At 71.5% G+C, this 16,357-nt stretch carries 31 protein-coding genes; 2 read left to right on the top strand and 29 right to left on the bottom strand.

Annotation, left to right across the window (positions count from 1 at the left end):
• Positions 1-7 precede the first annotated feature (7 nt).
• The 9 genes from ACFQ8Y_RS14280 to ACFQ8Y_RS14320 all read right to left on the bottom strand — a co-directional run bounded on the left by ACFQ8Y_RS14280 (position 8) and on the right by ACFQ8Y_RS14320 (position 6,685).
• Entirely contained in the window at positions 8-1,663 is a 1,656-nt protein-coding gene (locus ACFQ8Y_RS14280) for a hypothetical protein (protein ID WP_430585880.1), read from the bottom strand.
• Position 1,664: 1 nt separating this feature from the next.
• Positions 1,665-2,285 carry a hypothetical protein gene (locus ACFQ8Y_RS14285; RefSeq protein WP_430585881.1) on the bottom strand — a complete coding sequence of 207 codons (621 nt, stop codon included), beginning with the start codon at positions 2,283-2,285 and terminating at the stop codon, positions 1,665-1,667.
• Between the two features lie 502 nt (positions 2,286-2,787).
• The gene (locus ACFQ8Y_RS14290) at positions 2,788-3,528 is read right to left on the bottom strand and encodes a hypothetical protein (protein ID WP_430585882.1); all 741 of its coding nucleotides are present in this window, start codon (positions 3,526-3,528) and stop codon (positions 2,788-2,790) included.
• Positions 3,529-3,705: 177 nt separating this feature from the next.
• Positions 3,706-4,197 carry a hypothetical protein gene (locus ACFQ8Y_RS14295; protein WP_430585883.1) on the bottom strand — a complete coding sequence of 164 codons (492 nt, stop codon included), beginning with the start codon at positions 4,195-4,197 and terminating at the stop codon, positions 3,706-3,708.
• Entirely contained in the window at positions 4,194-4,589 is a 396-nt protein-coding gene (locus tag ACFQ8Y_RS14300) for a DUF6221 family protein (RefSeq protein ID WP_430585884.1), read from the bottom strand. Before ACFQ8Y_RS14300 ends, ACFQ8Y_RS14295 begins: the two co-directional genes overlap by 4 nt.
• Complete coding sequence (locus tag ACFQ8Y_RS14305; protein WP_430585885.1) at positions 4,586-5,218, bottom strand: hypothetical protein; 633 nt, start codon at positions 5,216-5,218, stop codon at positions 4,586-4,588. The genes ACFQ8Y_RS14300 and ACFQ8Y_RS14305 overlap by 4 nt, the downstream gene beginning before the upstream one ends.
• Positions 5,215-5,412 (bottom strand): hypothetical protein, encoded by a 198-nt coding sequence (locus ACFQ8Y_RS14310; RefSeq protein ID WP_430585886.1) that lies wholly within the window; start codon positions 5,410-5,412, stop codon positions 5,215-5,217. Before ACFQ8Y_RS14310 ends, ACFQ8Y_RS14305 begins: the two co-directional genes overlap by 4 nt.
• Positions 5,409-5,792 carry a hypothetical protein gene (locus ACFQ8Y_RS14315; protein WP_430585887.1) on the bottom strand — a complete coding sequence of 128 codons (384 nt, stop codon included), beginning with the start codon at positions 5,790-5,792 and terminating at the stop codon, positions 5,409-5,411. Before ACFQ8Y_RS14315 ends, ACFQ8Y_RS14310 begins: the two co-directional genes overlap by 4 nt.
• Positions 5,789-6,685 carry a hypothetical protein gene (locus ACFQ8Y_RS14320; RefSeq protein ID WP_430585888.1) on the bottom strand — a complete coding sequence of 299 codons (897 nt, stop codon included), beginning with the start codon at positions 6,683-6,685 and terminating at the stop codon, positions 5,789-5,791. The genes ACFQ8Y_RS14315 and ACFQ8Y_RS14320 overlap by 4 nt, the downstream gene beginning before the upstream one ends.
• A 78-nt stretch (positions 6,686-6,763) precedes the next feature.
• Between ACFQ8Y_RS14320 and ACFQ8Y_RS14325 the strand changes: the two genes are divergently transcribed.
• Positions 6,764-7,303 carry a hypothetical protein gene (locus ACFQ8Y_RS14325; RefSeq protein ID WP_430585889.1) on the top strand — a complete coding sequence of 180 codons (540 nt, stop codon included), beginning with the start codon at positions 6,764-6,766 and terminating at the stop codon, positions 7,301-7,303.
• Between the two features lie 10 nt (positions 7,304-7,313).
• Here the strand turns inward: ACFQ8Y_RS14325 and ACFQ8Y_RS14330 are convergent, their stop codons facing one another.
• From ACFQ8Y_RS14330 to ACFQ8Y_RS14365, 8 genes are read right to left on the bottom strand one after another with little or no spacing between them, the layout of a single operon-like run.
• Positions 7,314-7,583: a hypothetical protein gene (locus ACFQ8Y_RS14330; protein WP_430585890.1), complete on the bottom strand. Its 270-nt coding sequence runs from the start codon at positions 7,581-7,583 to the stop codon at positions 7,314-7,316.
• A complete protein-coding gene (locus tag ACFQ8Y_RS14335) occupies positions 7,580-7,831 on the bottom strand; it encodes a hypothetical protein (RefSeq protein ID WP_430585891.1) in 252 nt (83 codons plus the stop codon). The genes ACFQ8Y_RS14330 and ACFQ8Y_RS14335 overlap by 4 nt, the downstream gene beginning before the upstream one ends.
• On the bottom strand, positions 7,828-8,049 hold the full coding sequence (locus ACFQ8Y_RS14340) for a hypothetical protein (RefSeq protein WP_430585892.1): 222 nt from the start codon (positions 8,047-8,049) through the stop codon (positions 7,828-7,830). Before ACFQ8Y_RS14340 ends, ACFQ8Y_RS14335 begins: the two co-directional genes overlap by 4 nt.
• Positions 8,046-8,234 carry a hypothetical protein gene (locus tag ACFQ8Y_RS14345; RefSeq protein WP_430585893.1) on the bottom strand — a complete coding sequence of 63 codons (189 nt, stop codon included), beginning with the start codon at positions 8,232-8,234 and terminating at the stop codon, positions 8,046-8,048. The genes ACFQ8Y_RS14340 and ACFQ8Y_RS14345 overlap by 4 nt, the downstream gene beginning before the upstream one ends.
• Positions 8,231-8,782, bottom strand: coding sequence for a hypothetical protein (locus ACFQ8Y_RS14350; RefSeq protein ID WP_430585894.1), 552 nt, complete (start codon positions 8,780-8,782; stop codon positions 8,231-8,233). The genes ACFQ8Y_RS14345 and ACFQ8Y_RS14350 overlap by 4 nt, the downstream gene beginning before the upstream one ends.
• On the bottom strand, positions 8,779-8,901 hold the full coding sequence (locus ACFQ8Y_RS14355) for a hypothetical protein (protein ID WP_430585895.1): 123 nt from the start codon (positions 8,899-8,901) through the stop codon (positions 8,779-8,781). The genes ACFQ8Y_RS14350 and ACFQ8Y_RS14355 overlap by 4 nt, the downstream gene beginning before the upstream one ends.
• Positions 8,898-10,193, bottom strand: coding sequence for an AAA family ATPase (locus tag ACFQ8Y_RS14360; RefSeq protein WP_430585896.1), 1,296 nt, complete (start codon positions 10,191-10,193; stop codon positions 8,898-8,900). Before ACFQ8Y_RS14360 ends, ACFQ8Y_RS14355 begins: the two co-directional genes overlap by 4 nt.
• Positions 10,190-11,077 carry a hypothetical protein gene (locus ACFQ8Y_RS14365; protein WP_430585897.1) on the bottom strand — a complete coding sequence of 296 codons (888 nt, stop codon included), beginning with the start codon at positions 11,075-11,077 and terminating at the stop codon, positions 10,190-10,192. The genes ACFQ8Y_RS14360 and ACFQ8Y_RS14365 overlap by 4 nt, the downstream gene beginning before the upstream one ends.
• Positions 11,078-11,106: 29 nt before the next feature.
• On the opposite strand from ACFQ8Y_RS14365, the gene ACFQ8Y_RS14370 reads away from it, so the two are divergent.
• On the top strand, positions 11,107-11,295 hold the full coding sequence (locus ACFQ8Y_RS14370; RefSeq protein WP_430585898.1) for a hypothetical protein: 189 nt from the start codon (positions 11,107-11,109) through the stop codon (positions 11,293-11,295).
• 8 nt (positions 11,296-11,303) lie between these two features.
• On the opposite strand, the gene ACFQ8Y_RS14375 is transcribed toward ACFQ8Y_RS14370, so the two are convergent.
• The 12 genes from ACFQ8Y_RS14375 to ACFQ8Y_RS14430 are packed head-to-tail and all read right to left on the bottom strand — an operon-like array spanning position 11,304 to position 16,355.
• Positions 11,304-12,869: a DNA cytosine methyltransferase gene (locus ACFQ8Y_RS14375; RefSeq protein ID WP_430585899.1), complete on the bottom strand. Its 1,566-nt coding sequence runs from the start codon at positions 12,867-12,869 to the stop codon at positions 11,304-11,306.
• Positions 12,866-13,042 (bottom strand): hypothetical protein, encoded by a 177-nt coding sequence (locus ACFQ8Y_RS14380; protein ID WP_430585900.1) that lies wholly within the window; start codon positions 13,040-13,042, stop codon positions 12,866-12,868. The genes ACFQ8Y_RS14375 and ACFQ8Y_RS14380 overlap by 4 nt, the downstream gene beginning before the upstream one ends.
• The gene (locus ACFQ8Y_RS14385) at positions 13,039-13,419 is read right to left on the bottom strand and encodes a WhiB family transcriptional regulator (RefSeq protein ID WP_430585901.1); all 381 of its coding nucleotides are present in this window, start codon (positions 13,417-13,419) and stop codon (positions 13,039-13,041) included. Before ACFQ8Y_RS14385 ends, ACFQ8Y_RS14380 begins: the two co-directional genes overlap by 4 nt.
• Entirely contained in the window at positions 13,419-13,976 is a 558-nt protein-coding gene (locus ACFQ8Y_RS14390) for a hypothetical protein (RefSeq protein WP_430585902.1), read from the bottom strand. The genes ACFQ8Y_RS14385 and ACFQ8Y_RS14390 overlap by 1 nt, the downstream gene beginning before the upstream one ends.
• Positions 13,976-14,281, bottom strand: coding sequence for a hypothetical protein (locus tag ACFQ8Y_RS14395; protein ID WP_430585903.1), 306 nt, complete (start codon positions 14,279-14,281; stop codon positions 13,976-13,978). Before ACFQ8Y_RS14395 ends, ACFQ8Y_RS14390 begins: the two co-directional genes overlap by 1 nt.
• Position 14,282: 1 nt before the next feature.
• The gene (locus tag ACFQ8Y_RS14400) at positions 14,283-14,957 is read right to left on the bottom strand and encodes a lambda exonuclease family protein (RefSeq protein ID WP_430585904.1); all 675 of its coding nucleotides are present in this window, start codon (positions 14,955-14,957) and stop codon (positions 14,283-14,285) included.
• Positions 14,954-15,133: a hypothetical protein gene (locus tag ACFQ8Y_RS14405; RefSeq protein WP_430585905.1), complete on the bottom strand. Its 180-nt coding sequence runs from the start codon at positions 15,131-15,133 to the stop codon at positions 14,954-14,956. Before ACFQ8Y_RS14405 ends, ACFQ8Y_RS14400 begins: the two co-directional genes overlap by 4 nt.
• Entirely contained in the window at positions 15,130-15,462 is a 333-nt protein-coding gene (locus ACFQ8Y_RS14410) for a DUF4326 domain-containing protein (protein WP_430585906.1), read from the bottom strand. Before ACFQ8Y_RS14410 ends, ACFQ8Y_RS14405 begins: the two co-directional genes overlap by 4 nt.
• Complete coding sequence (locus ACFQ8Y_RS14415) at positions 15,459-15,611, bottom strand: hypothetical protein (protein ID WP_430585907.1); 153 nt, start codon at positions 15,609-15,611, stop codon at positions 15,459-15,461. Before ACFQ8Y_RS14415 ends, ACFQ8Y_RS14410 begins: the two co-directional genes overlap by 4 nt.
• Complete coding sequence (locus ACFQ8Y_RS14420) at positions 15,608-15,943, bottom strand: hypothetical protein (RefSeq protein WP_430585908.1); 336 nt, start codon at positions 15,941-15,943, stop codon at positions 15,608-15,610. The genes ACFQ8Y_RS14415 and ACFQ8Y_RS14420 overlap by 4 nt, the downstream gene beginning before the upstream one ends.
• The gene (locus tag ACFQ8Y_RS14425) at positions 15,940-16,110 is read right to left on the bottom strand and encodes a hypothetical protein (RefSeq protein ID WP_430585909.1); all 171 of its coding nucleotides are present in this window, start codon (positions 16,108-16,110) and stop codon (positions 15,940-15,942) included. Before ACFQ8Y_RS14425 ends, ACFQ8Y_RS14420 begins: the two co-directional genes overlap by 4 nt.
• Positions 16,110-16,355: a hypothetical protein gene (locus ACFQ8Y_RS14430; RefSeq protein WP_430585910.1), complete on the bottom strand. Its 246-nt coding sequence runs from the start codon at positions 16,353-16,355 to the stop codon at positions 16,110-16,112. Before ACFQ8Y_RS14430 ends, ACFQ8Y_RS14425 begins: the two co-directional genes overlap by 1 nt.
• Positions 16,356-16,357: the final 2 nt, after the last annotated feature.

The following is a 16,357-nucleotide window of genomic DNA, read 5'->3' on the forward strand; positions in this document are numbered from 1 at the left end:
GCCCTCCTCACCTGAGCCGCCGCGGACGGAACGCCGCGCGCTGGATGTTCTCTCCGGCCTTCACCGCGTCGAGGTACCCCTGCCACGACAGCAGGGCCGCCATCGCGGCGTCGAACTTCCGGTCGGGGTGGATCTTCCCGAGGATGAACATCGGGTCGCCGTTGTCGTCGACGAAGTTCGTTTTAGCCTGCCCCGCGTTCGCGATGTGCCGGCCGAAGTCCTCGTGCAGCGGGTCGTCCGCGGTCCACCCGACGGCGCCCGACGCGATCGCCTCCTGGTAGGCGCGGATCGCGTACGCCGTCGTCTTGTAGCGGTTCGTCCACCACTCCTCGACGCGGCCCTTGTGCTCGCCGGCCCACGTCCCGACCTCCGTCACCCAGTACGGCGGGTCGCAGTACATGCGCCACACCTCGTACCGGTCGAACAGCTCGTCGACCTTCTGGTTCACCTCGTCCTCGGGGACTTCCCAGTCCTCGACGTCGAGATCCCGCTCCCAGATGCCCGCGAGCTCCTGCGTGCCCGTCGCGAGGTCCGTCAGCACGAACGCCGTCGAGTCACGACGGCGTGCGCCGTCGAAGCCGACCACGACCTTCGCGCCGGCCGGGATCCGCGTGCGCAGCGCCCCGTCCTCGCGGCCGCCGACCCACAGCAGCTCGCGCCAGCGCTTCGTGTCGAACGCCTGCTGGCCCGACCGCACCCAGCGGTTCAGCCACACCCGCTCGAGGTACGACGTATCCGCGCCCGGCCGGTCCCACTTCGACGCGATCTCGTCGAACTGCCCGGGTCCGAACTCGCCGGCCGGGCCCGTCGCCTCGTCGACCGCCTCGATCCGCTCGGCCTTCACCGTGAGGTCGTGGCCGCCGTCGTCCGACCGGTACAGGTAGAACAGGTCCGGCCGCTCGATCTTGCCGTCGCGGATCGCCTCAGCCTCGGTGTGCACCTGCTCCGCGACCGAGCCCTGCCCGAGCTCGCCCGCCGTGCCCACGTACAGCGAGTACGGGTCGTCCAGCGGACGCTTCGGCAGGTTCGCGTCCATCGTCTGGTGCGCCTCAAGCTGCCGCGGCAGGTAGAGGCGGTGCGGCTCGTCGAAGCAGTTGAGAGTCGTGCGGGCGCCGTCACGCGACCCCGGGCTGTTCGCCAGCGGGACCGCCTTACCGTCCGCACGCCCGTACTCGTCGAGCCGGACGATGCGCTCCTGCGACACGTCGAACAGGTCCGCGTCGGGCCCGTTCTCGATGATGTACGTCAGCGCGCCGAACGCGAGCTCCTCCACCTGCTCGACCGTCACGGCGAGCATCGGGATGTACGGCGACCGCACCGGCCGGCCGACAGGGTTCCCGCTCGCGTCCCAGCCATCGAACCGTGTCGGGCCCTCGGCATGCAGCTCGCAGAACGCGATGAGCGCCATCTTCTCGGTCTTCGCGAGGCCCTTCCGCACGGACAGCCCCACCCGCTTGAAGCGGCGGCGGCCCTCCCACGGGTGACCCTTCGGGTACACCTCGAACGCCCGGTACAGGAACGCCCGGAACTCCGGGTCGATCACGTAGTCCTGGCCTTGCAGCGAGCCCGGACCGTAGACCGCGCGCTCCTCGATCAGGTCGCAGATCTGGGGCCCGAGGGTCGGCCAGTACTCCTCGTCCGGCTCCGGGACGACCAGGAGCACGTCAGCGCACGACGGTCAGACCCCCGCGAGGGTCGTCGTCGCCGCCGTCCTTCTTCGGCCTCTGGGTCCGCGGCGCCTGTCGACGACGCTCGCCACGCTCCTCGACCTCGTCGGTGCGCTCGACCTCCGCGCGCAGCCGCAGCAGCGCGAGCGGGTTGAGTCCGAGCCGGTCGGACAGCATGCGTGCCTCGGTGCCGGCCGCGAGGTTCCCCTGCTCCGCGCGGATCTTCCACCGCACGTACTGGGCGACCTCGCGGTGCGCCTGCGCTTCCTCCCAGATCACGGCCTGCGGCGTCGCCCACAGCTCTGTCCAGAGCGCGACCTCGGCGTCCGTCGCCTGCTCGATCTGCAGGGTCAGCGTCGCGACGAGCATCTCGTTCTTGCTCAGCTCGCGACGCAGGCGGCCCTTCGTCCGTCCGTCCTCGGCCTCCCCGAGCTCCACCTGCAACGACGCGACGCGGTCCTGCGCGAGCTCGCGCGCCGCCACGCGGTCGACGTCGGGCTGCAGCGGCCACGCCGGGGCAGCACCTGCACGCCCCTTCGAGGGCAACGTGCGGAAGTCGGCCTTCGGGTTGTTCCGCCGAGCGCGAGTGCTCGGGTGCTTCGGGGCAGGACCAGGCATGACGACCTCCCATGGCGGGGGAACGAACGGGCCCGCCCATGTCGGGTTCAGCCCGGAGCCAGCGCCTGCCGGCTGTTGCACGAGCGGCACAGCACCGCGAGACGCGATGACGTGCCACCCAGCGCGACCGCGGTCGAGTGCGCCGCGGTCAGATCGTGCGACGGATGCGACGGGCGCTGCCACCCGGGACACACCCACCCGTTCGCGGCCACCCACGTCGCGACGGCCTGACGCCGACGCTCACGCTCCTTCGGGTTCCGCGCCGCCACCGAGCTCGGCGACGGCGGCCGCTGCGAGTGCTCCGCGCAGTACGTCCTGCCGACGACCCGCGCCTCACACCCCGTCCGCCCACACCGCTTCGGCGCTCGCGGCACGGCACCTCCCGGGGGGCCAGATGTGACCACCACCGAAGACCCTCCGAACCCGTACAGCAGAAAATCTGCAGACCCCAGCGGTACTGGCGGGCTGTGGGGGGAGGGGGTGGTGGCCCGGGGTGGTGCCCTCAGTCGCTGTCGAGCGCGGGCCCGATGATCGTGATCCAGGCGATGGCCCAGACCGTGGCGAGGGTCGCGGCCCAGAGGAACACTTCGCCCACGTACTCGGTGTCCTCGAACACAGCGAGGCCGGTCCCGATCTCGATGGTGAAGGCGCCGAACCAGTGGCCCAGGAACGACTTCAGCTTGCGTTTCTGGTCGGCCGAAAGGCCGGCGGTCGCGGCGTCTTGGAGAGCCGCGATGTCGGGGTCGTCGGCGGCTTGGCGCTTGATGTCGGCGGTGAGCTGGTCGCTGAGCGCGAGCGCGTCGTCCGTATCGACCTTGGCGGTCGTGGCGACGGTTCTAACCGCCTCCTGGCGGGCGGCTTCATCGTTGCCGATCCGCCGGGCTGCGTCAGCGATCGAGGCGAGTGAAGCCCGGAGTTCAGGCGTGAAGAGGGCCGCGACTTGTGCCTGCTGGAACTGACGGATGGTGGCCTGCAGTCCACCGAGGTCGCCGAGGTCGGCGATGTACCTGGTGAAGTTCGGCGTGATCGGGCGGACTACTTGGAGCCCCGTGGGCTTGAAGTGCGCGTTGATCGCGTCTCGCAGCGGTTGCATCTGGCTGGCGCTGAGGCTCGCCATCGTCTCGGCGAGCGGTGCCATCATCTGGGTAGCGAGCCGCTGGAGTGGCGCGAAGGCCTCCGCGTTCGCCTTGACGTACGCCCGGAGCCAGTCCGGGCGGTCGTCGTCGCTCATCGCCACCGTCATGCACCGATGGTCCCACCTGGGTGCTTGTCGGTCGAGGGAAACACCGAACGCGGAACGCCCCCGGGAGCCGTTGGGCTGCGGGGGCGTTCTGGTTCCGGGGTCGGTGAAACCTCGGAGGCGTTGCACCCAGGATACCCACACTCGTGTGATTCCGCTGGTGACATCGCGTGTGTCGTGTCAGGTGTCGAGGGTTCTGGCGCGGGCGGCTTCGATGGCTTGGCCGCGGAGGATGTCGGCGACGGCTGCTCGGTGTCCGGGAGGCACGGCGTCGAGGGTGGCTTGGATGGTCGGCCAGCGTGCTTCGACCTCGTCGAGGACAGCCTGCCCGTACTGTGCGGCCTGGGCTACGAGGTCGCGGGCGGTGTCCTGGGTGCTCGGGGTGGTGGGCCACGGGGTGGTGTCGATGCCCGCGTGGTGCAGGGCCTGCACGGTGGCCGGGGTGAGGCATCGGGTGGCGGCGAGGTGGCACAGCGCGTCGAGGGTGGGCAGGTCGAGGAGGGCGCCGGCCTTCGCCATCTGGACGGTCTGCTCGAGGAAGGCGAGGTAAGTGTCCTGCTGCTGGGTGCCGAAGAGCCCGCGCAGCTCGGCGAGGACGGGCGCCTCGGGTCGCTGGTCCTCCTGCACTCGCTGCCAGCCGAGTGCGTGCATGATGCGGTCGATGGTGCTCATGGCCGCCACGCCTCCTCGTCGTAGTCCGGGTGGTCGGCGTAGGGCAGGGCGAGGATGGCGACCACCTTGCCGAGCGAGCGCTGCATGCCGATGATCTCGGCGGGGGTGGGGTCGAGGTCCGCGATACCGGCGTGCATCTCCACGATCCGCCGCTTCGCCTCGACCTCGGCGAGCGCACGTGTGCGCTGGTGTACGTCCTCGGCGTGCTCGTACCAGGCATCCTCGGTGACGGACTCGTACCCGCTGAACTGGTAGGCGTTGCAGATGGGGCAGTGCCCCCGGTTGCCCCAGCCGGGGCCCCGGGCGCTGTCCTCCTCGATGAAGTCGGGCAGTGCGAGCGCTCGCTCGACGTCGTTGTAGCGGGCGGTGAGGAAGTCGGTGAGCGTGGTCATCGGCGCTCCTCGGTGAAGGTGGCGGCGTACTCGTCGTCGGCGGCGATGATGGCGGCCCACGTCTCGGCGTGGAGGTGCTCGCGGTCCCAGCCGAGGACGGGGTGCGCTCTGGCCTCGAGGCGCTCGTGGCTGTGCTCGGGCCAGGGGCCGTCGCCGGCGTGGATCCATGTGACGCGCTCGGGCTTGGGTTCGGGCCGGTACGCCGGTTCGATGCGCATGCGCTCGGCGATGCTCGGCCGGTTCTGCTCGACGGGTGCGCGCTCGACGTCGATGTTGGCGGTCTGGTCGGGGTCGAGGCCGAGGAGTTCGGCGATGTGGCGGTCGCGGCGCTGTCGGGCCTCGTCGATCCGGTGAGTGGTGGGCATGGTGTCCTCCTGGTCCGAGTCTTCGACGGTGGCGGTGGCCCCGCAGGCGCAGTGCGCGGTGATGGTGGGGGAGCAGAGGGTCTGGTGGTAGACCCAGGCGTGCTCGTGGGGGACGTAGATGCGGGCGTCGCTGCGGTCGGGCTGGATGTGCTCACCGACGGTGACGGTGTAGGCCGCGCCGGTGGTGCGGTCGGTGACGTGCGCCTGTTCGCCAGGCTGGGCGTCGAGCGCCCAGGCGCCGAGCTGCTCGATCCAGTGGCTCATCCGACGCTCCGGACGAGCAGGGCGGCGAGCACGCCGGCCGCGAGGCCGACGGCGCCGGTGAGGATGCCGACGGCCCAGTCGCGGCGCCGGTTCCATCGGCGGGCGGCGCGGTCCTGCAGGCGGGCGATGATGGCGTTGAACTCGTCGTCGGTGATCTGGACGTAGCCAGGCTCGGGCGGCTGGCGGTCGGTCATGCGTCCTCCTGCTGGATGGTGGCGAGCGCGGTGTCGAGGGTGGTGCGCTCGCGGTAGGTGCGTGCCTGGTCGGTGGTGAGGCGGACGTGTCGCCGGCGGGTGACGATCCCGGTCCGGTCGGCGTTGACGAGGGCGTCGCCGTGCTCGTCACGCTGGATGACCTCGAGCACGACGGTCCGGATCACGCGGTGGACGGTGAGGCGGCCGTCGCCGTGGCTGTCGAGGATCCGGCTGGGTACGGCGATGTCATCGCGGGGGTCGTCGGCCGGCGTGAGGCCGAGCGCGGCGAGGAGGGCGTCGCGCATCGCGGCGCCGTACTGGTCGATGCGGGCCTCGATAGCGGCGTGGGCGGCGTCGTGGCGTGGGCCGGGGAGCTTCATGCGACGTGTCCTTCCATGCGGTCGGTGATGTCTCCGAGGCGGTACAGGTCGGCGCCGCGCACATCGTGGCCGGCGGGGGTGAGGTGGCCGCGGTGGATCCAGGAGCGGAGGGTTGCGGCGTTGAGGGTGGGGTAGATGCGGCGTGCCTGCTCGGTGGTGACGAGGGCGTCGGGGTGGGTGTCGGGGAGCTGCTGGTGGACGAGCATGTTGGTGTGGTGGAGGCGGGCCTCGGTGGGCCACTCCATGCGGCAGCGGGTGCACTTGCGGACGTCGTCGAGGCCGCCGTGGGTCCAGTCGCGGATGATGCGGCCGCCGCAGTGGACGCAGGGGACAGGCTCCCTCTCGGGGGCGATGCCGAGGAGGCGGCGGACGGTGGCGCGGACCTGCAGGGCGTCGGCGTGGTAGAGCTCCCAGCCGCTGTCGGTCTGGTTCTGCATGGCCCAGAGGGTGCGGTCGAGGAGGTAGCCGAGGGGGTCGTCGCCGACGATCTCGGTGCGGGTGTTGGCCCAGACGGTGGCCCAGTCGCGGAGGATGGCGACGGCCTCGTCGGGGTGCTTGACGGCGGCGATGCGGGTGTCCTCGGGGTCGGTGATGACCTGGTCGAGGCCGAAGGGGAGGCGGGCGGCGTCGTCGCTGGTGGTGATCTTGTCGCGGTCGTAGCGGATGGCGCGGAGGTTGACGAGCTGGACGCCGAATTCGAACGTGGTGATCCACTCGGCGACGTCGGCGACGATCCGCTTGGCGCGGGTGACGCAGCGGTCGCAGACGGCGTTCGCGGTCTCGAGCGGCTCGTGGCACTGGGCGCACGGGTGCGTGGTGGCGCTGCACTGGGTGCAGGCGAAGGTGCCGTCGTCGGTGGGGGTCCACTCGTGGTGGCAGCGGGTGTCGGTCACGAGGCGTCCTCCTGGGTTGCCGGGTGAAGGTGCCGGGGCGTCTCGACCGTCGGAGCGGGGTGCTGAGAGGCTTCGGCGATGGAGATGTCTGAGGGGATGAGCGGGTGGGTCGCTGGCCTTCTCGCGGCCGCCGTTACTGTCGGCTTCACGGCGTGGTGGGACTCGCTGGTGCGGCGACGGGGCCGACTCGACGACGCTGTGACGCGGTTGGAGGAGGCGGCGTCGTACCTCTGGTTCGTCGCGCTGAAGACGCAGCACGGCGCGGGCGACGCGAAGGACTTGTTGGCACCCCACCGCGCGCTTGCGATGGAGGTCATGAGGGTGCGCGGGTTGGCGTGGCGGCCGGCGTTCTTCCTCGTACCGGCTCGGTGGGTAGCTCCGGCCAGGTACGGGCTTGGATTGACGGTGTCGCACCTCGGCAAGGTGTGGCGCGACGTATCTGAGGATCTGGCGTGGAGCGAGAAGGACCGGACGCACCACACGATCGAGGTGTGCCTCGCGATCACTGCGGCCTGTGCCGCGTGGACGTCGAAGCCTCGGAAGTTCTGGCCGGGCCGGGACATCTCCGGGCGGTTGCTCGCACGGGTGCGCTCTGACAACGGGGATTTGCCGCCGTAGTAACTGACCGTCATGACGCCTCGTTCGCGTGGCCAGTCTGGGTGAGCTCGTTGCGGGCGTCGAGGAGCACGTCGATGTCGGGGCCGAGGTCGGGGTGCTCGAGGATGACGGCCTGCAGGCGTCGGAGCGCGAGGTCGATGGATGCGACGCCGGCGGTGATCTCGTAGGTGAGGCCGGTGGTGCCGCGGACGTAGGGCGGGGTGGCGTTGGGGTAGATGCCGGGGATCGCGTTGCCCTCGGTGACCGCCGCCTTCACCTGGCGTGGGGTCGGGGCGCTCATCCCTCACCCCTCTCGATGCGGGTAGCCACATCGAACAGCACCGCGAGAGGCACGGCCCTGACTGGGTAGTCGCTGCCCTGGTACTGCATGACGGCCTGCTCCGACGCCGCGTCCCGCAGCGCCTTCGCCGCTGCTGTGCGCTCGCGGTCCGCGATCACCTGCCGCACCTGCGATGAGGGCAGCCAGACCTCCTCGGTCACGCCGGGTCCGCCGCCGTACGTGCGGATCAGCTCGTCGAGCGTCTTCATGCGTCGTCCTCCTCGTCGTACTCGATCTCGACGGTCGCCCACGTGTTGCCGCGCGAGTCCATGTGCGCGTCGCCGGGGCGGCCGGGGTCGAGGACGCAGCGCCCGAGCCGGTGGCCGCCGAACCGGTAGCCGGCGATCATCTGCGGCGGCCGCTGCCCGCAGAGGGTGCCGACGACGGGGTTCGCGAGCCGCCAGAGGGCGGTCAGGATGCCGGTCATGTGAGCTCCTCGGGTTCAATCTCGGCGTCCAGTCGTGCGAGGGCGTACCTCGCGGACTGACGGCACTGGTTCTTGGCGCCGGGGGACAGGTGCTCCCAGGGCGGCCAGGGCGGGTTGTAGCCGTCGCGGATGGCGCGCGCGGTGTCGTCGATGCGCGGGTCGTCCTTCGGCACGGGGGCGATCACGGCTGGTCCTCCGAGAGCTCGGGCCACGCGACCTTCGCCATGGCGTCGGTGTGGGTCTTCGGCAGGTCGTCGATCGGGTGGCCGAGGGCGCGGGCCCCCATCGCGGCGAGCATGAGCGCGTCGGCCTCGTCGTTGCCGCGGGTCTCGACGTCGGGGTAGCGGCGGACGACGGCGGCGAGCACCTCGTCCTTGCCCGCGTTGCCCTTGCCGGTGGCGTACTTCGCGCGGGCCGTCGGGGTGACGACGGCGACGGGGATGTCGCGGGCGAGCAAGCTGTCCACGACCAGCCACCACAGCCCGGCACGCTCCGACGCCTGCCCGCTGCGGGACGAGAACGCGAGGCCCTCGACGACCGCGAGGTCGGTCCGCGTGCGAGTCCAGTCGCGGACACCGTCGACGATCGTGAGCAGGCGGAGCCGGCGGTCGGCGAGGCTCGATCCGAGCGGCTTGGTCCGGATGCGGTCGACCATGACGGGGGCGACGGCGTCGGGGACGACGGAGGCGACGCCGGTGCTCGTCAGGGACAGGTCCAGGCCGACGACCTTCATCCCGCCACCTCCATATGGCTCGCGAGGTGGGCCAGCGCGACCGCCTGCGCCTCATCCCGGGTCTTCGTCGTCGCCCGCATCTTGGCGCGGTCGACCACGGTGTACGCGTGCTTCTTCATGCCGTCCTCCCGGCGTCGCTGGGGCTCCACGCGGCACCGGACGGCGCCCACGTGCGGTTCGTCGCTCTGCGCTCATCCGTCCACGGCCACTCGCCGCCGCGGACGATCCGGTCCGGCCAGGCGCGCTCGTCACGGTCGCCCCGCCAGCGCACGAACTGGAAGACCGTCGGCTTCTCGCCCTCGGCGAGCTGCGCCAGCGCCTCACGGTCCGCGCGAAGCCCAAGACCGAACTCAGGCCAGCCCATGAGGGCCGCCGAGCCACGCGGCGCGAGGTCGCGCTCCCCGGCCGCGCCGAGGCCCTTGCCGGCGTGCGCCTCCATCACGAGCGCCATGCCCCGGGCGCGCAGCCCGTCGAGCGCGTTGATGAGCGGGGCCGCGTCGTCGTCGTTGTTGATCGCCTTCGGCACGAGCTTGTACAGCGGGCCGATCACGAGGAGGTCGGGCTGGTGCTCGTCGACCTTGCGGTGCACGAGGCTCAGGTCGCGCTCGTCCGTGAGGTTGAGGCGCCCAGACGGCATCTCGTCCACGCACGCCATGTGCAGCGTCTCGCGCGGGTCGACGGCGCCCGCCTGCCGCGCCTTCGTCGCCATCACGCGCACGGCCCGCCGCCACTGCCGCTCGGTGTTCTCCGCGTCGATCACGAGGACGCGCACCGGGTCGATGTGGCTGAACAGCATCGGGTGCACGCCGGCGGCCGCGAGGACCGCGAGCTGCCGCACGAACGTCGACTTCCCCGCACCCTCCCCGCCCGTGAGGATGAGGCGGTCCATGCGCTCGAGCAGGTTCGGGATCAGCCAGTCGTACTCGTCGGAGCCCTCGAGCACCTCGCCGAGCGTCTTCGTCCGCAGCCGGCCGACGGCCTTCCCGGACACGCTCTGCCACTCCTCGCGGGCGTGCGCCATCATCGAGCCCTCGTCCTCGTCCACCTCCGCGAGCTGCTGGAAGCGGATCCCCGTCGCGGCGAGGCGACGGCGCAGGGCGTACTCGGCGACGCGGCGGGCGTAGAAGCCGGCGTTCGACGCCGTCGGCACACCGGACACCAGGTCGTGCAGGTACGACGCGTCGACCTTGATGCCCGCCTCGCGGATCGCCGGCAGCAGCAGGGTGAGGTCGACGGGCTCGCGGGAGAGGTAGCGGCGGACGACGAGCTCGTACAGCGCCCCGAGCACGGGATCGCGGAAGTCGTCGCCCGTGACCTCCTCGGCGCACTGGCGGACGGCGGTCGCGGGCTCGAGGAGGCAGGCGCCGACGACCGACTGCTCGGCGGTCTGGACCTCGACGACGGCGCTCACCGCAGGAGCCACTCGTCGACGCCGACGTTCGGACGCTTCGGCTTGGAGGCCTCGACGTCGCGCCACTCGGCGATGCGGTCGGCGAGCTGGCCGTTGGCGTCGAGCGACAGGACGACCGCGCTCGGTGACCGGGCGCCGGCCTCCCGCAGGTGTGCGAGGAACGCCTTCCGGTCGTCGTCCCCGAGTCCGGCGGCCAGGAGCACGGCGTTGGAGTTGGTGCGCTCCGGCTTGGGCTTCGGGTCCTCGGCGGCGGCGTCCGCCGGGGAGCCGGAGCTAGGAGTAGGAGTAGGAGCAGGAGTAGGGGGTACCGAAACGGGACCCAAACCTTCGGTTGCGTTTGCCCCAAACGGGACCGAAACAGGACCCAAACCGGTACCGAAACCGGACCCAAACGGGTCCTCAGGCAGCGGCCGGGAGCGCGGGTCCAGAGGCTCACGCTCGAGCAGCTCGGCGACCGACGGCTTGCTCCACCCGGCGAGGTCGGGCTCCCGCTTCTGGATCTTCCGCGCCTCGTGCACGAGCACCCCGCGGATGGTGGTGGAGCCGACGCCGGCGAACGCGTTCGCGAACGACACGGCCATGCGCGGCTGGCGCATGAGCCCGTCGAATCGGGCCCATGACCGGACGAGCACCTCCTCGGTGTCTTGGTCGATCACGATGAAGAGGCGCGCCTCGAGGCACCGGGCGATCGTCTCGAGGTCGTCGCGGGTGCGGCCGCGCATGAAGCCGGTCAGCTTCCCGGGCCGCCAGTCGACGACGCCGCAGTAGGTGAGCTCGGGGTGGGTCCAGAGCAGGAAGTACAGATGCTGCGCGTCGGCCGGCAGGGCGCGGAAGTCGTCGTCCTGCCAGATCGCGACGTTGAAGCGGGCGTACTCGCGGGCCATCAGCGCACCACCTCTGGCACGATGGCCCCATGCCTCTGGGACAGACGATCACGCTCCGGTTCGAAGGCGCGACGTGGGGTGAGATGCGCGCCCTGGTCGCCCGGGCGGACGAGCACGGTGTGCCCGACGACGCGCCAGTCGACATCGAGTACGACGACGACGGCGGCCGGGAGCTCGCGCGCGTGGTGGGGATCGAGCTGTTCATCGCGCTCGACTGAGGTCTGGCTCACGCCGCCACCTCCTCTCCGGTGATGGCCGCGACGACGGTCGCGACGAGGTCGCGCGCGGCGGGCGGGGTGACGGCATTGCCCGAGAGCTTCACCTGCTCGCGGCGGTTGCCGACCATGCGGTACTCCCGCGGGAACGCCATCGCCTGCTTGATCTCGTCGGGCTCGAGCATCCGGAACCGGACGTCGTCGAGGTCGAGCGTGGGCCGCTCGGCCTGCAGCACGGACTGGTTGCCCTGCGCGGTGAGCGTGCGGATCGGCTCGCCGACGGGCGTCGTCATCCCCGCGCCGGTGCCCCGGCTGTTCTGGTTCCGGTGGATGAGCGCGTGGTGGTTGCCGGACGCCGTGACGGTGGCTAGCGGGTCCGCCGCCGGCCTGGCCGTCGAGCCGCCGCCGCGGAGCTCCGCGAGGAACGGTGGGAACGCGAGGCCCGTCTCGTTGCGCGTCGTCTGGGCGCGCATCGCACGGTCGGTCGGCGTCGCGACCTTGCCCTCGCGGCCCTCGACGGGCACCGCCAGCGGGTGCCACGCGAGCGCCTTCGACTCCCGCGTGTGCATCGTCTGCGTGACATCGGTCAGCGGCCAGGCCCGGTAGTACGAGTCCGGGTTGCCGAAGCTCGGGTGCTTCGGGTCCGCGGCGTCGTACGGGTTGCCGCCGTGCTCCGCGAGGATCGGGCCCCAGTACCGCTCGATGCCGACCTGGATGCGGCGCATCGTCTTCTCGGCGAGCGGCTTGTCCCGGTCGCCGAGCCGGATACCCGGGTTCGACCAGTCGATGATCGAGGTCGCGGGGAGCCAGGCCGGCTCGACGACCTCGTTCCGGCACGCGGCATTCGGGCACCGGTAGAGGTACTGCTGCCGGTACCGGCCGGGCCGGGTCTGGCCGTTGCCCTTCTTCCACCACTGCATCGCGTCCACGACGGCGTCGCAGCGCGGGCAGTACGCGCGCGGCCGCTGCATGCGCTCGAAGTCCGGGGCCCGCTCGCCGTCACGCCAGAACGTCACGTACACGCGGTCGCGGGACTGCGGCGCCGGGGCGCCGTACGCCTGCGCGTGCATGCTGTTCATCGACACGATGCGGTGCCGGTACCCCATCGAGTACATGGCGGAGAGCCACGCCTGGAACAGGCCGCCGAGGACGCCGGTCGGGCTGGCCCAGTCGACGACCTCGACGACGTTCTCCACGAGCACGGCGCGGTACCCGTGGGCCTCGGTGAAGCGCACGACGTCCCACATGGTCGCCCGGGACCGCTCGGCCGCCTCGTCGGGCAGGACGTCGCCGAACAGGTCGGCCTGCTTCGGTGCCTTGCGGCCCTTCGCGCGGGAGTGGTTCGTGCACTCCGGCGACGCCCAGAGGATGTCGGTGCCGGGCACGTACCGCGGGTCGGTCTGGGAGATGTCGGCCTGAAGGTGGTCGACGTCGGGGTGGTTGCTGTTGTGGGTCTCGATCGCCTTGTCCCAGTGGTTCGCGGCGAGGCGGACCTGCACGCCTGGCACGCTGACGGCTCCCGTGGAGCTGCCGCCGGCCCCACAGAACAGGTCGGTCATGGTGAGGTTCGCGGTCACGCTGCACCGCCCTTCTCCTGCGAGGCCCGCTCGGTGTCGCGGATCAGCTGCTCGTACGGCGTCCGCACGGGCCGCGGCGCGTGACCATGCACGAGCCGGTGGTTGTGGCGCCCGCTCGACGTGTCCTCGTAGGCGCGGCCGCAGCGCGGGTTGCCGCAGGGCTGGGTGCTCATGCCGCCACCGCCCGTCGCTCGCGAGCCTCGCGGTGCTCGCGCTGGTACACCGAGTACGCGGCGTCGCACGCCTTGCAGACGTCCTCGCCGTGCTTCTTGTGCTGCCGGTAACCGCGCGCCGTCCCGTGCTCGCGCTCGGGTCCCGTCGGGCGACCCTGGGCGAGCTTGCGGCGATCGCGCTCGGACACCCCGCCCCAGATCCCGTGCCGCTCGCCGTTCGCGAGAGCCACCTCGAGGCAGCGGGTCGCGATGGGGCACTCGGCGCAGATCTGCTTGGCCTCGCGCGTCGAGCCGCCCTTGTCGGGGAACCAGATGTCGCCGTAGCCGACCTGGGCGCAGAGGGCCTGGGCCTCCTCGTCGTACGTCAGGGTGGCCATCACTCCTCACCGCCCTGCTGCTCGTCGAGCGCCTCGAGTTCGGCGTTGCGCGCGGTGATGGCACCGCGGAGTCCGGGGAAGCGCCACCAGTCACGGAGCTCGGCGAGGTCAGTGCTCGCGGCCACCTGTTCGGCCGTGGGCTGCGGCTCGGCAGGGAGGTCGGGCGCGTCGTCGGCGAGCGGCTTCACGGGGTACACGCCGGACTTCCCGCGGGTGATGATGAGCGGCACTCCGCGCGGCTTGTCGAGGTGGCTCATGTGCGTGATGCGCACGCCGCCGACGGCCTCGCCGCCGAACTTCACGCGCGGGTCGCACCACAGGGTGAGGCGCCTGCCGACGTACGCGGTCTCGTCCTCGCCCCAGATGTCGACGAGCACGCGGCGCATGGACTTGCCGGGGCGCCAGGGCCGCGGGAACTCCTTGAGGTGGACGTTCACCGGCTGCTCGGCGCCCTCGCGGACGACGACGCGCTCCACGGTGAAGGTGCGCGGCCCGCTGAGCAGATCCACGGCGTCGAGCTGGTCGCTGTTCGGCGCGATCGTGTCTCCGATGCCCATCAGCGACGCACCTCCTTGCGTGCGAGGCGGACGCCGTCCGGGTCGTCGCCGTTGTCGAGCAGGCGGCGGTCGGCGCGGCGGAGCATCTCGCCCTGGATCGCGTCCCAGGACCCGGAGGTGCGGTAGATGAGCGGCTCGCGCTTCCCGCCGCGCTTGGCGCTGCCGAGGACCCAGCCGGAGCCGCCCCACCAGACCGTCGGCCTGCCGTCGGGGTCGTACTCCACCCGGTCGAACTCGGGCAGATCGTCGTCGGGGATGGAGGCGAGGATCTCCTCGATGGCCCGGCGCGCTTCGATGACGTTCACGTCAGATCACCAGTTCCTGTTCGATGCGCTCAGTCGTCGGCAGCCCGACGACGGCGGCGTGGTAGCGGGAGGTCATCTCGGCGGCCGTGACCTCGAAGGCGCGGACGGCGCGGATGAAGGCCGCGTGGACGCGGCGGTCGGGGTACACGCGCTTCACGTACAGCGGCATGCCCCCGCAGTAGGAGACGTAGTCGCACCAGGCGCGCCCGGTGACGAGGAGGCCCGCCTGGACCTGCATGACGTTCTCGGCGGGCACGGCATCGGCGAGGATCGTCGCGAGGTGCTTCTTCTGCCGGCGGCTCTTGATCTCGATGAGGCCGACGTCGCCGACGAGGCCGTCGGGGGAGTAGCCGAGCTTCCACGACAGGTGCTCGCGGAGCATGAAGCCCATCTCGGCGACGTCGACGCCCGTGTGCTCGGCGTAGGCGGCGCGGGCACGAGGCTCGTCCTCGATGCCGCGCCACATGTCGTCGCTCGTGTACGTCGGGTCGGTGTACCCGGTGATCCGCTCGGCGACGAGCAGCGCGGTGACCGCGCGGGAGGTGTCGTTGGCCGCGACCTTGAGCGTGCTCGCGGTGACGAGCTGGCCGACGACGGACGCCGTGACGATGCCGCGGCGGACGTCGTTCCACTCGTCGGTGCCCTGGATCACGTCGGGGAAGGTGCGCAGGGTCATCGCTGCTCGACCTCCTCGGCGTCGCGCAGCTCGGTGAGCGCGGCGCGGTACACGGCGCGGGCCTCGTCGACCTCGCGCTTGGTGGCCCGCCCGAACTGGTAGTGCAGCGTCTCGACGCGGCGCACCTCGGCCCGGGCGAGCTGGACTCCGGTGGCGGCCTGCTCGACGGCGCTCATCGGGCGCGCCTGTTCGCGATCTCGAGCAGCACGTCGGCGTGGCAGGGCTGGTCGAGCGGGCACCAGCATGCGAGGTCCTTGCCGGCGAGCTCGGCCTGCACCGCGCGGACCTTGTCGGGCCGCCAGGTCGCGGTGTGGGAGCGGTAGTACGCGACGGCCTCCGCGCGACTGGCGATGAGCACGCCCGCCGAGCGGAAGTCGATGGCGTCGATCCGGCCACCGACACGGAACGGGTTGCCCCACTTCGACGGCCGGGCCACGACGATCGTGCCCTCGGGCTTGCGCCACCCCTTCGTGCGGCGGAGCTGGATGCGCTTCGGGGCGGTCACCGCACGACCCCCTTCCGCGCGAGCACCAGCCGGGCGCGCATCTGGCGCAGCTGCTGCTTCTCGGCACGGGTGGCGAACCGGCCCTCGTTGCGGATGCGGTCGGTGAGCTCGTGCACCTCGCGCTCGATCTCCTGGACGGCGGCGTTCATCGGGCCACCTCCGTTCGGACGTCGTCGATGAGGGCGTAGGCAGGCCGCCGGTGCAGGTCGAAGGCGATGACGTAGACGCGGAGGTGGGCGCTCGGCACGAACGCGACCCCCTCGTCGTAGCCGATCCAGTGCCGGTGTCCGTTCGCGAGGGTGCGGACCCCGGTGATGACCCCGCCGACGGGGTGCGGCACAGCCCATGCGGCCTGGTCTCCGTGGCGGATCCACTCCTTCGCCTCGGGCTGGTACTGGCCGTCCACGACGCCGGGCCCGACGCGTCGGACGAGGGTGTCGGTCGCGGTGACGCGGGTGCCGAGGGGCAGGTACTGGCTCATCGGTCCGCCACCCTCCGCAGCCGGTCGTCGGTGTACGCCAGCGGGTAGGGCTCGCCGTAGAACTGGACGATCCACGCGGGCAGGGTGGGGTGGTGGCGGACGATGGTCCCGACGGCGCCGCGGTGGGTGCTGGTGCGGACCTTGTCGCCGACTCGGTAGGCGTGCATCACTTCGCCTCCTCGGTCGTCCACTCGCGGTAGGTGCTCGTGGCGAACAGCAGGCGGGCGAGGAGCACGAGGTTCACGGACTCGATGTAGCCGAGGTCCGGCAGGCCGCCGATGTCGGCGAGGACCAGCGACACCAGGCCGCCATAGGCGAACAGGGTGATGAGGAACGTCAGCAGGTGGGTGATCCAGTCGGCGCCGGTCCAGCGCTTCCGGATGATCGAGACGTTCACGGTGGGGGTGGGCATGG

The sequence above is a fragment of the Isoptericola sp. NPDC056605 genome (genome assembly GCF_042792795.1).
Classification (GTDB): Bacteria; Actinomycetota; Actinomycetes; order Actinomycetales; family Cellulomonadaceae; genus Isoptericola.

What these genes read in the sequence shown, in the direction of transcription:
- ACFQ8Y_RS14300 (WP_430585884.1), bottom strand. Translation starts at nt 4,589, where the DNA reads ATGACCACGCTCACCGACTTCCTCACCGCCCGCTACAACGACGTCGAG.
- ACFQ8Y_RS14310 (WP_430585886.1), bottom strand. Translation starts at nt 5,412, where the DNA reads ATGACCGACCGCCAGCCGCCCGAGCCTGGCTACGTCCAGATCACCGAC.
- ACFQ8Y_RS14425 (WP_430585909.1), bottom strand. Translation starts at nt 16,110, where the DNA reads ATGCACGCCTACCGAGTCGGCGACAAGGTCCGCACCAGCACCCACCGC.
- ACFQ8Y_RS14315 (WP_430585887.1), bottom strand. Translation starts at nt 5,792, where the DNA reads ATGAAGCTCCCCGGCCCACGCCACGACGCCGCCCACGCCGCTATCGAG.
- ACFQ8Y_RS14365 (WP_430585897.1), bottom strand. Translation starts at nt 11,077, where the DNA reads ATGGCCCGCGAGTACGCCCGCTTCAACGTCGCGATCTGGCAGGACGAC.
- ACFQ8Y_RS14380 (WP_430585900.1), bottom strand. Translation starts at nt 13,042, where the DNA reads ATGAGCACCCAGCCCTGCGGCAACCCGCGCTGCGGCCGCGCCTACGAG.
- ACFQ8Y_RS14285 (WP_430585881.1), bottom strand. Translation starts at nt 2,285, where the DNA reads ATGCCTGGTCCTGCCCCGAAGCACCCGAGCACTCGCGCTCGGCGGAAC.
- ACFQ8Y_RS14430 (WP_430585910.1), bottom strand. Translation starts at nt 16,355, where the DNA reads ATGCCCACCCCCACCGTGAACGTCTCGATCATCCGGAAGCGCTGGACC.
- ACFQ8Y_RS14405 (WP_430585905.1), bottom strand. Translation starts at nt 15,133, where the DNA reads ATGAGCGCCGTCGAGCAGGCCGCCACCGGAGTCCAGCTCGCCCGGGCC.
- ACFQ8Y_RS14295 (WP_430585883.1), bottom strand. Translation starts at nt 4,197, where the DNA reads ATGAGCACCATCGACCGCATCATGCACGCACTCGGCTGGCAGCGAGTG.
- ACFQ8Y_RS14290 (WP_430585882.1), bottom strand. Translation starts at nt 3,528, where the DNA reads ATGACGGTGGCGATGAGCGACGACGACCGCCCGGACTGGCTCCGGGCG.
- ACFQ8Y_RS14355 (WP_430585895.1), bottom strand. Translation starts at nt 8,901, where the DNA reads ATGAAGAAGCACGCGTACACCGTGGTCGACCGCGCCAAGATGCGGGCG.
- ACFQ8Y_RS14305 (WP_430585885.1), bottom strand. Translation starts at nt 5,218, where the DNA reads ATGAGCCACTGGATCGAGCAGCTCGGCGCCTGGGCGCTCGACGCCCAG.
- ACFQ8Y_RS14335 (WP_430585891.1), bottom strand. Translation starts at nt 7,831, where the DNA reads ATGAAGACGCTCGACGAGCTGATCCGCACGTACGGCGGCGGACCCGGC.
- ACFQ8Y_RS14420 (WP_430585908.1), bottom strand. Translation starts at nt 15,943, where the DNA reads ATGAGCCAGTACCTGCCCCTCGGCACCCGCGTCACCGCGACCGACACC.
- ACFQ8Y_RS14340 (WP_430585892.1), bottom strand. Translation starts at nt 8,049, where the DNA reads ATGACCGGCATCCTGACCGCCCTCTGGCGGCTCGCGAACCCCGTCGTC.
- ACFQ8Y_RS14330 (WP_430585890.1), bottom strand. Translation starts at nt 7,583, where the DNA reads ATGAGCGCCCCGACCCCACGCCAGGTGAAGGCGGCGGTCACCGAGGGC.
- ACFQ8Y_RS14415 (WP_430585907.1), bottom strand. Translation starts at nt 15,611, where the DNA reads ATGAACGCCGCCGTCCAGGAGATCGAGCGCGAGGTGCACGAGCTCACC.
- ACFQ8Y_RS14350 (WP_430585894.1), bottom strand. Translation starts at nt 8,782, where the DNA reads ATGAAGGTCGTCGGCCTGGACCTGTCCCTGACGAGCACCGGCGTCGCC.
- ACFQ8Y_RS14385 (WP_430585901.1), bottom strand. Translation starts at nt 13,419, where the DNA reads ATGGCCACCCTGACGTACGACGAGGAGGCCCAGGCCCTCTGCGCCCAG.
- ACFQ8Y_RS14325 (WP_430585889.1), top strand. Translation starts at nt 6,764, where the DNA reads ATGGAGATGTCTGAGGGGATGAGCGGGTGGGTCGCTGGCCTTCTCGCG.
- ACFQ8Y_RS14390 (WP_430585902.1), bottom strand. Translation starts at nt 13,976, where the DNA reads ATGGGCATCGGAGACACGATCGCGCCGAACAGCGACCAGCTCGACGCC.
- ACFQ8Y_RS14370 (WP_430585898.1), top strand. Translation starts at nt 11,107, where the DNA reads ATGCCTCTGGGACAGACGATCACGCTCCGGTTCGAAGGCGCGACGTGG.
- ACFQ8Y_RS14400 (WP_430585904.1), bottom strand. Translation starts at nt 14,957, where the DNA reads ATGACCCTGCGCACCTTCCCCGACGTGATCCAGGGCACCGACGAGTGG.